Annotated in this window: 4 protein-coding genes; all 4 read left to right on the top strand. The window is 44.6% G+C overall.

The window, feature by feature from the left end; genetic code table 11:
• Nucleotides 1–3,837: cadherin-like domain-containing protein (locus A3773_RS16545; RefSeq protein ID WP_156473560.1), on the top strand; the 3,837-nt coding region annotated here is incomplete at its 5' end.
• 186 nt (nucleotides 3,838–4,023) lie between these two features.
• Nucleotides 4,024–5,457: a Wadjet anti-phage system protein JetA family protein gene (locus A3773_RS16540; RefSeq protein ID WP_067988526.1), complete on the top strand. Its 1,434-nt coding sequence runs from the start codon at nucleotides 4,024–4,026 to the stop codon at nucleotides 5,455–5,457.
• On the top strand, nucleotides 5,447–6,175 hold the full coding sequence (locus tag A3773_RS16535) for a DUF4194 domain-containing protein (protein ID WP_067988523.1): 729 nt from the start codon (nucleotides 5,447–5,449) through the stop codon (nucleotides 6,173–6,175). The genes A3773_RS16540 and A3773_RS16535 overlap by 11 nt, the downstream gene beginning before the upstream one ends.
• On the top strand, nucleotides 6,172–9,630 hold the full coding sequence (locus A3773_RS16530; protein ID WP_067988520.1) for an SbcC/MukB-like Walker B domain-containing protein: 3,459 nt from the start codon (nucleotides 6,172–6,174) through the stop codon (nucleotides 9,628–9,630). The genes A3773_RS16535 and A3773_RS16530 overlap by 4 nt, the downstream gene beginning before the upstream one ends.
• Nucleotides 9,631–9,746 lie beyond the last annotated feature (116 nt).

Genomic DNA, 9,746 nt, shown 5'->3' with positions numbered 1-9,746 from the left:
GATATCCCCGCGGGTAGCAACAGCAACACCTTCACGATCGCAACCTTAGATGATGTGTTGGCGGAAGGGGTTGAGAGTTTCACTGTTACGATCGATACCATTACCGATACCAACTTCGAGCATATTACTGAAGATGCGACCAACAACAGTGTTGAAACTGAAATTACTGATAACGATCATGTACCAGTAGCGGTTGATGATCCTGATGGTGGCGTAATCGAAGGCGGCCTTGCTTCTGAGTACTATGGATACCGTGAGGGCATTGATGGCGATAATTTAACCAGTCTTCAGCAGGTTAAAGACTATGTGGCTGCGAATGAAGCTGAGATTACATTTACCTCAACGCAGATTAATTATGGCTATACAGATACCAATGCGAATAACCGTTATGACTCCGGTGAAGTTGTAGGTACGGGGGATCTTGCTGATGATGTGGCTGCATCCGGTAGTGCTCCGTCCAACCTCGAATGGTTCTTGAAACAAGATGCGGCTTCAATTCAAGGTACGAGTACGCAGGAGGCAACGGATGGTGTGATTCATATGTCGGGTCTGATCGACATCCCAGCTGATGGCACATATACCTTTGATGTTCAGCATGATGATGGGTTTGTTATCTACATTGATGGCGTTGATATCTTTGAGTATGACGCGATTACTTCACCGACTGAATCGATTAAAAGTGTGGATCTAACGGGTGGTCAGCACACCGTTGAGGTGTTCTATTGGGATCAGGCTGGGGATTATGTATTTGATCTGCAGTTACTGGATTCAAATGATAACAATATATGGGTCACGGAGAATCTCTCAACACCAGTCAGTGCTCCTTTTGTTACCAATGAAGAGACCCCGATTCTTATTGATCTAGATGATAATGATTTTGACGTTGATGGTGATTTGGATCCAGCGTCGATTGTTATTCAGTCTAATCCAGGTAATGGTTCTGTTGTTGTTCACGGTGATGGAACTGTTACGTATACGCCAAATCCTGATTTTTATGGCGTTGATACGTTTACATATACAATCAAAGATTTGGCCGGTCATGAATCGAATGTAGCCACAGTTACTGTTGCTGTTAATCCGATCAATGATATCCCTCAATTGTCGGTTCAAGGCCCGCTGAGTCTTTCTGAGGAAGCGATTCCATTGATCGGTGCTTTAGAGGCGGATGATGGCGCAGATACCTCAACCGCGTCTGGCGTGTTGTCTATCATTGATCCAGATAATTCTAATTTCGCGATTAGTCTGACAGGTCCAGCAGGCGTAGAGTCTGATGGCGCGCCAGTGGACTGGACTTGGGTGGCTGATACCGATGATTCCAATTCAATACAGGGGGTGCTAACGGGTACGAATAGTGTTACAGGGCAAGATGTAGTAACCGTTACTTTGCAGGATACGGTTGATAACGGAAATGGGAACTACAGCGCCACCTATGATGTTAGTTTGTTAGCGGGGATCGATCATGAAAACGCTAATGGTGAAAATAATGAAACGCTAACATTTGAGGCAACGGTATCCGATGGTTTATCGGCACCACAGTCCGTTAACTTTGTTGTTAATGTGGAAGATGACACGGTTAATGGGTTTGATATCAACCAAAGCTTAGTCGGTGAGCAAGATACGACCACCACTAACTTGGTTCTTGTGTTAGACCGCTCAGGTAGTATGGCCGATAATTATTATAGAGACGGTTTAGATTACTTAGAGATTGCTCGTGACGCGCTTAAACAGCTTATTGATTCTGCCGATGGGGCAGGTAATGTCAATGTCATGATTGTGGATTTCTCAAGTAACACGGATAGTAGTGGCTGGGTTGTTGATGATGTTGCTGCAGCGTATGAGTACTTGGACAATCTGATTGCAAGTGGTGGTACTGAGTACGATACCGCGTTAAATACAGTGATGTCGGAATACCAGTTAACGACACCGCCGCCTGCTGACCAGACGTTTACTTATTTTGTAACGGATGGTGTGCCTAACAATAGTCATGGGGTCGACAGTAGCGTTACCTATACACCTGAAGGCAGCTCTTCATCATTAAGTGGCACTGCTGCTTGGGAAGCCTTCCTAGATGATAGTGGCATTACTGAGTCTTATGCGATTGGCATTGGTAACGTTTTAAGTAATAGCAGTAGTGCTATTAACCACCTAAATGATGTTGCCCATTCAACTGATGCCGCTTACGTAGATGCTAATAATAGCAACACAGCAGAAGAGAACACTATTCTGCTTTCTGACCCTAATGATCTAGCGAATGCGCTTCTTGAAGCGTTTAGTAATGATTCTATTAGCGGCACCGTTGAAAGTACCTTGGGTGCGGCGGGTGATAGTGGCTTTGTTCTCGGTGCAGATGGAGGGCAGGTCACCTCTATTACGATTAATGGTGTGGTATATAGCTATGACCCTGATACTCAAGTGATGAGTGCGGATCCGTCTACAGTTAGCCTTGCTGGCTTAGTGTCGGGTACTCGTAATGAGATCCTTACCGTTGAGACAGATATCGGCGGGGATATGATGCTGAACTTCATTACGGGTGAATATAGTTACAATATTGTTGTCACTACCAGCTTGTTGGGCTCGCAAGAGTTATTCGATATTCAGGCCATAGATAATGATGGTGATACCGCTACCTTAGCGATGAAGTTGGATCTTGATTTCACAGCTCAGCTCGATGCGAACCGTGACAATGTGATCACGAATATCGCAGATGGCTCCCCAGTGGTTATTCCTGAGATTGCTATCTTGCATAATGATCAAGAGGATGGAGGGACTATCACGAGTGTCGATAATGCGCTTGGTGGGATTGTTAATGATACGGGTGATATCATTTTCACTCGAGGTGGAGGGCTTTCTGAAGGCGACTTCTCTACGTCCACTGCGGCGGCTATTATTACTGAAGATGAATCAGCTAGCCCTAACAATAGTATGGCGAATGCGGTTGATATGACGGACAGGGGATTGTTTAGTTCAAATAACTCTAACTTGTCAGGGTTGAATCAATCGGGCTATGCAGCTGCCTTTATCGGCCAGCTAAGTTCTTCAAGCGATGAAGATTGGTTTGAGATTACGTTGGCTGAAGGGGAGAGTATTCACTTTGATATTGATAATGCATCCATAAACACTAACGTTAGTGTTTATGATTCAATGGGTAACTTTGTAACCACCATTGGGGAAAATAATGGTAGTGCTTACGATGATTACACTGCGAATACGTCTGGTAATTATTTTGTCAAAGTTGATAGCCCAAATAATGGTGTTGGTTCTTATGAGTTATATATGGCGATAGACGCATCGGATGCAGATTATGGCGGCGATGATGCTTCATTCGAATATACATTAGGCACACCAGGCGCTGCGAACACTGGTTCTACGATCGTTGATATCAATACAGTGTCAGGTAATTCACTGGTTGGCACCGAGTTTGATGATATCTTATTGGCAGGTACCGGAGATGACACACTATCTGCTGGTGATGGCGATGATGTACTGATTGGCGGCGAAGGTAATGACATTCTAACAGGTGGTGCAGGCGAGGATCTGTTTGTATGGTCTAAGTCTGATTTAGGTACGGGGTCTGCCCCTGCGGTTGATCAGATAACTGATTTCAATACGGCAGAGAATGATGTCATTGATCTATCCGATGTACTCTCTGATGGTTCACATACCCTCGATGCGGTGATGAACGCGGGTCATTTACAGCTTACGATTACTGACTCATCCTCAAATGAGGTTGTGCAACGGGTGGATGTGAACAACCTGTCCGTTAGTAATGATGTCGAAGCTCAGAACCTACTAACGACCTTGTTAACCAGTAACAATATTGATGATGGCATTGTTTAATTAAGTGCTAATCACGTGGAATAAAAAGCACCCGCATAGGGTGCTTTTTTTTGTCTAAAAATATTATTAATCAATAGGATGGCTTTTCTTCTTTTCTGAACGCCTTTTACCCCTTATCCCTATGCGATTTTTCCGTTAGAATCGGTGGTTATTATTCAAAAAAATAACGCTGCGGATTAACGCTGAATGCTTTTTAATAAACTTCCTGATGATCTGTTCTTACCTTTGTCGGGTCAAAATCGGCAGGTCTATCAGGCTGTACTGATCTCTCTGGCTGACCTGTTCTTCGACGAAGACCTGGTTGACCCGTTTGTTCCTAAAGATCTAGTGCGCTCAACCATTGAGGGTGCTGTGGTTCGGTTGGGTGTCCGCCGTTGGGAACCTGAAGAGGGCGATACGGAAGAGGAACAGCAAGAGGTCCCTCGCTCTACAGCAGAATATACGAGTCGTATCTACCGTCGATTAGTGGCGACAGGGTGGTTAGAAGAGGAGCAGCGTATATATCGTGTGTATGTGTTGCTATCTCCGGCCAATAGCTTTTTACTTCGTACCTTAGTGTCTATCGCTAACTTAGAGAAAAGAAGCTATGGCGGGGCAGTGTTGAACGTCCTCAGCTCTTTAGAGTCGGCCGTGAATGATCCGGTGGGACGAGGAATAACCTTGTCTGAGGCGGCTCAGACTGCATCTGATTTTAGTGCACACCTGACCGATATGATGCTTGGGTTACGAGAGCTCAAGATTAATTTGTCGTTAACGAATAATCCGCAAGAGATTGTACGTAACTTTTTTGATCGGTTTGTTGAGCATATTCTCGTTTCTGACTATAAAACCTTAAAAACCAAAAATAACCCGTTCCGCTTCCGCCAGCAAATATTATCACTGTTGCGCGAGCTGCAGTTCGATACGGTGAAACTACAGCAGCTTATTATGCACTATCAGCAACAGTTTGAAGTGGATATTCATGATGCAGAGGCACGGGTTCATCAGCATATAAATCGTATTATCCGTATTTTTGATTCAGTTGATCAACGCTTAGCAACGATCGATGATTTCCGTTACCGTCTGGAAAAACGCGTTTCAGATACGGTTCGCTATATGGATAAAACGACGCCCGGTATGGCGTCGCGACTGTCACGTGTTATCGCAGAGATTGCTAAGAAAGATGGCCGTGAAGTACCACGTATCAGAAGCTTAGAAACCGTTGCCTTTCTTGCCCCTGGCAGTGTGCGATCGCCGATTAAACGCCGCATAGCCGCTGAACCTAGAGTGATTACTAAGCAAGAAATTGATCCTAGGGTTTTACACCTACGTCAGCTATTTAAAGAATATAAAGAGCGAAGAGAAGTTAAAATTGATCGTGTCGAAGCTTATCTTGAACGTCATTTGAACGGCCGGGATCAAGCGATCGCAAAAGATTTCTCAATCGATTCGGTAGAAGATTACATCTGTTTTAGTTACATCAGACATATGAAGTCCATGGGCAAAAAAGCGAGAAAAACCAGCGATCGTTACGAAATTAGTTTTAATGAGAACTACGTAAACGTAGCCGATATGGTTGAATGTCGGGACTTTTGCATAACAAGAAAAGAGCATTCAAAGGACGTTTTAAATGCTAGGTGATCTGCAGAAAATTATTGGTCGTAGTGATCAATACCAAGCGAGTGATTTCAGCCGTGCGGCGAATCAACTGCTGACGAATCAGTTCCTGTATGCGGAACGTCCAGGGCATAGAGAAAGTTATTTCTTAGTCTCCTCACATGTGGACTACTTTACCAACCTTTTTGAAGCGATTGGTTGGAGTTTTGTACATCAGCCGGACGAAGCCTATATGGGTATATTACCTAAAGGTGAAGAGCGCTTTATGCGTCTGCGTTTAGATGAGTCTCTATTATTGTTATGTATTCGTCAGCAATATGAGCAGCGTTTAGAAAATTTTGAAGTTGAAGGTGGTCAAGCTTATACCAGTACCGATGAGTTACTGACGCTTTATGAAAACCTCACGCGTAAAGAGATTCCAAACGAAACACGCTTAAAAGAAATATTGTCTTTATTCTCTCGTCATGGGGTCATTGAACGGGGAAAACCGGATGAGATGGACCCTAAAAATATCCCCTTAAAGATTAATCCTGTTATTCGTCAAGTGGTTGTTGAAGACTTTATTCGTCAACTAGAAGGGCTTTGCGAGCAAGATGAACAAGAGACGGAACTAAGGGTAGATCTTGAGACGACCGACGAGGACGGTGAGCCTGAAACGGTTGAAACGCCAGACACCGACGCTGAAGTAGAGGCGACCATAACTGAGCAAAGCAGCACGGACGATGAGGTAACAACACCATGAAGCAGCTAAACCGTATTATCATGGTTAACTGGTACGTGCTAGGTGCCGTTGAAATACCGATTAAAGGGAATGTTGCGGTTGTTGGACCAAACGGTTCCGGTAAATCATCACTTTTGGATGCGATCCAAACGGTGCTGATGGGGGGGAATAAACGTCACCTAAGCTTTAACGCGTCAGCCGGTGAAAAGAGCGAGCGTAGCCTTCGTACATACTGCTTAGGCTTTTTGGATGATGATGGTAAAAAAAATACCGCCCGTCAGGACTCTCTCTGTTACTTAGCCCTCAGCTTTTTTGATACAGAAACCGCCAAAGAGACCACGGTAGGGCTGGCAATTAGTGCCTCGACAGCTGCGGCTGATGAAGACATATTAGGGCGCTTTATCTTGCCTGACTGTGCTGTATCACTGGATGATTTTACTGAAAAAACAGGCGAAGGCCGCTTGCCTAAATCCTGGGAACATGTGCGCGGACATCTGTTAAAACAGTGTCCAGATATGATCTTAGAGAAACGCTCCAGTCGGTTTGTGCGTGAGTTAGTAACACACTTGAGTTACGACCCCGAGATGCCGAATGACGATGATAAATTCGTTAAAAACTTTAAAAACGCACTCAAATTTGTTCCGATCGATAGCCCAACACGCTTTATTCGTGAATTTGTACTCGATGAAAACATTGTGCATGTTGGTGCTTTCCGTAAATCGCTCGACGAATACCGTGCGATGGAAACAAAAACCCGTGAAGTGGCCAACCGTATTGGTGAGCTTGAGAAGGTCCAAGAGCTGTGCAATGGCATTCAGCGTAATGTTAAAAATGCGTTGGAGTATGAATGGGTTGTACACGAAACACGCTTTGAAAATGCGGATCTTAAAAAAGAAGATGCGGCTGAACGGTTAGATGATAACCAAGAGAAAGAAGTTGAACTGCAAAAAGAACTGGAAACTAAGAGTGATGAACTCAACCAGATTATGCAAAGCTTGGCTGATGCCCGAGCTGAACTAAATACTTCGGACTCCGCCCATAAAGTTAAAGCCTTGGAGTCTTCGATTACTGCGAAGACCCATGAAGTTAATATAGTCAAAGAGCGGATTCAAAACGTTTACAGCTTACTGCGTACGACCGTCGGTTTTTCCGAAAATGCTGAGCTGTTACCGGAAAAATTTGTTCCTGTTGTTGAGCAGTGTGTAGCACAGTGGCGCTCAGGTCAGGATATTATGGCGGATTTGTGGCCAGAATCCCCTGTCGAAGTTGATAATCTGCTTGATAATCTCAAGCGACAAATAGAGGGGGTTCGGCGTGATGTATCAAGACGTTATGAACACTCTGTTATTCGGATTAATGAGCTACGTTCAGATATTCAAAACCAAAAAAATGCGGTTGAATCCCTGCGCCAAGGTCATGCGCCTGTACGTCGAAACACGCGTGAGTTGATGGAACTGCTGCAAGAGTACGGTATTGAATCAACGCCTATCTGTGAATTAGCGGATATCAACGACGATAAATGGCGTATTGCCATTGAGTCTTTCCTCGGCGCACGTCGAGAAGCATTGATTGTTGATCCTGATCGCGTAAAAGAGGCCATTACCTTATACCGGCGTAAAGGTCGTCACCTTAAAGGCTGTCGTATCGTCAATACGACCAAATCAGGTGAATGGCTTAGCCGTTACAAAGCAGGGTCTTTAGCGCACTTTATTGATACAGAGAACGATCATGCTCGGGCGTATATGAACCGTGCATTAGGCGGCGTTATGGCGGTTGAAACTGAAACCGAACTCCTTCGCCATGAGCGTGCGTTAACATATGACTGCATGTTACAGACAGAAGGGTCGACGACTGCGATCAATGAACAGCAGCCGATTATGGGTATCCGTCGTCGTTCTGATCAAGCCGCTTTGCAAGGTAAGCAAGTGGATCAATTGATTACTGAATTCTCTGAATTGGGTAAAAATCATGATGCGCTGGAAAAATTGCGTGATGCGTTAATTACACTAAATAACGGCTTAGATAACGTTAATGAACGTGTTTTTGATCTCGTTAATCAGCGGGAGCAGTTAACGACCGAGATTGATGGTCAGCGTCAAGCGATTACCGATCTACGCAACCAAGATGATACTGGTATACAACAGCGTATCGCTGATTGCGTTGCCGAACAGAAAGAAACCGAACAGATGCAACGCTCCTTGATGGATAAGTTGCAAAAAGTACGTACATCAATCATTAAAGATAATGCGGCACTTGAGGTGCTTGATACTGAGTTAGAAGAGCATGCTGTTGCCCGTACTAAGTGTGAAGCGAGCGCAGACTATGATGCTCAATCAGCCCAAGAGAAGCGTGATTATCTTGATGAAAGCTGCTCTGGTGAATTAGAGCGCATTATCTTTGAAGCGGCGAAGAAAGCTCAGTCCGAGCTCTCTCTGCATGAGAAAAAGAAGAATGCCGTACGTGATGGTGTTGCGCAATATAAAGCTAAATATCATGGGGGTGGTTTAAGTCATCAGCAGCTGGATAAAGTTACGCCCGATTCGAGCCATGAAGAGCTTGCTGCGTTTGTGGATGAAACGGTTCAGGCGCTTAAAGATTCTGAGCTGGCTAACTATAGCCAAAAAGCGGAGCGTGCTCGTTTAGAAGCTGAAACGGCTTTCCGATCAGACTTTGTTGCGCATCTGAATGACCAAATTAATAAGATAAAAGACCTTATTCGTGAATTAAATCAACACCTTAAAGGCCGTCCTTTCCATAAAGAGATGTATAGCTTTGAGATGATGCCAAACCCAGAACTGAAAGATATTCTAGAACTGGTTGAAGCCTATACCCAGATGGATTCGGCGAATGTTGGTTCACTGTTTGATCTTAAATTTGACAGTGATAAGCCCCATAAAGACGCGTTAGCGAAAATTCATGAAGTGTTGAAAGATGAAGGTGAGAGTAGCCTGTTACAAGATTACCGAAACTTCTATAACTTTGAATTAGTGGTTAAAGACCTTGATGGTAATCGTAAGACAACCTTAACCCAGCGTATTAAAACCGGTTCGGGTGGTGAGCATCAGGTGCCGTTTTATGTTGCAATCGCTGCTGCGCAAGGGGCGACCTATCGTCTGCGTGAGGGGAGTGATGGTAAGCCTTTAGGCGGCATGAGTCTGTCTGTATTTGATGAAGCATTTAACAAACTCGACTCTGAGAATACAGTCACGTCACTTGGTTTTATGAGTGATTTAGGCCTGCAAACCATTATTGCAGCACCGGATGAAAAGTACTCGTTACTTAGCTCCTGCATGGACACCATCATTAATGTCTGCCGTGATGGACGCGTAGTTGATTTGGATGTGGAGTTTCCTACCCAAAAAGGGAAAGAGCTTCTTAACTCGGATAACCCACTCAAAATGATTGCGGAGTTAGAACCGGACGCCCTTGAGGATAATGCAGAAGGTCTGGACGTGGATGCGACTCAGCCGGCTTAGCTTTACGGGTATCTGATGACAAAAAAGGCGCCCTAGGCGCACTGCTGTCCCACAATTTTTTAATCATAAAGGGATCCTCATCTGAGGGTCCCTTTTTTGCCGCTCTGGCGGTGACG

This window comes from Neptuniibacter pectenicola, from assembly GCF_001597735.1.
In the GTDB taxonomy this organism is placed as follows: Bacteria; Pseudomonadota; Gammaproteobacteria; order Pseudomonadales; family Balneatricaceae; genus Neptuniibacter; species Neptuniibacter pectenicola.
This window is presented reverse-complemented; position numbering and strand designations above follow the sequence as displayed.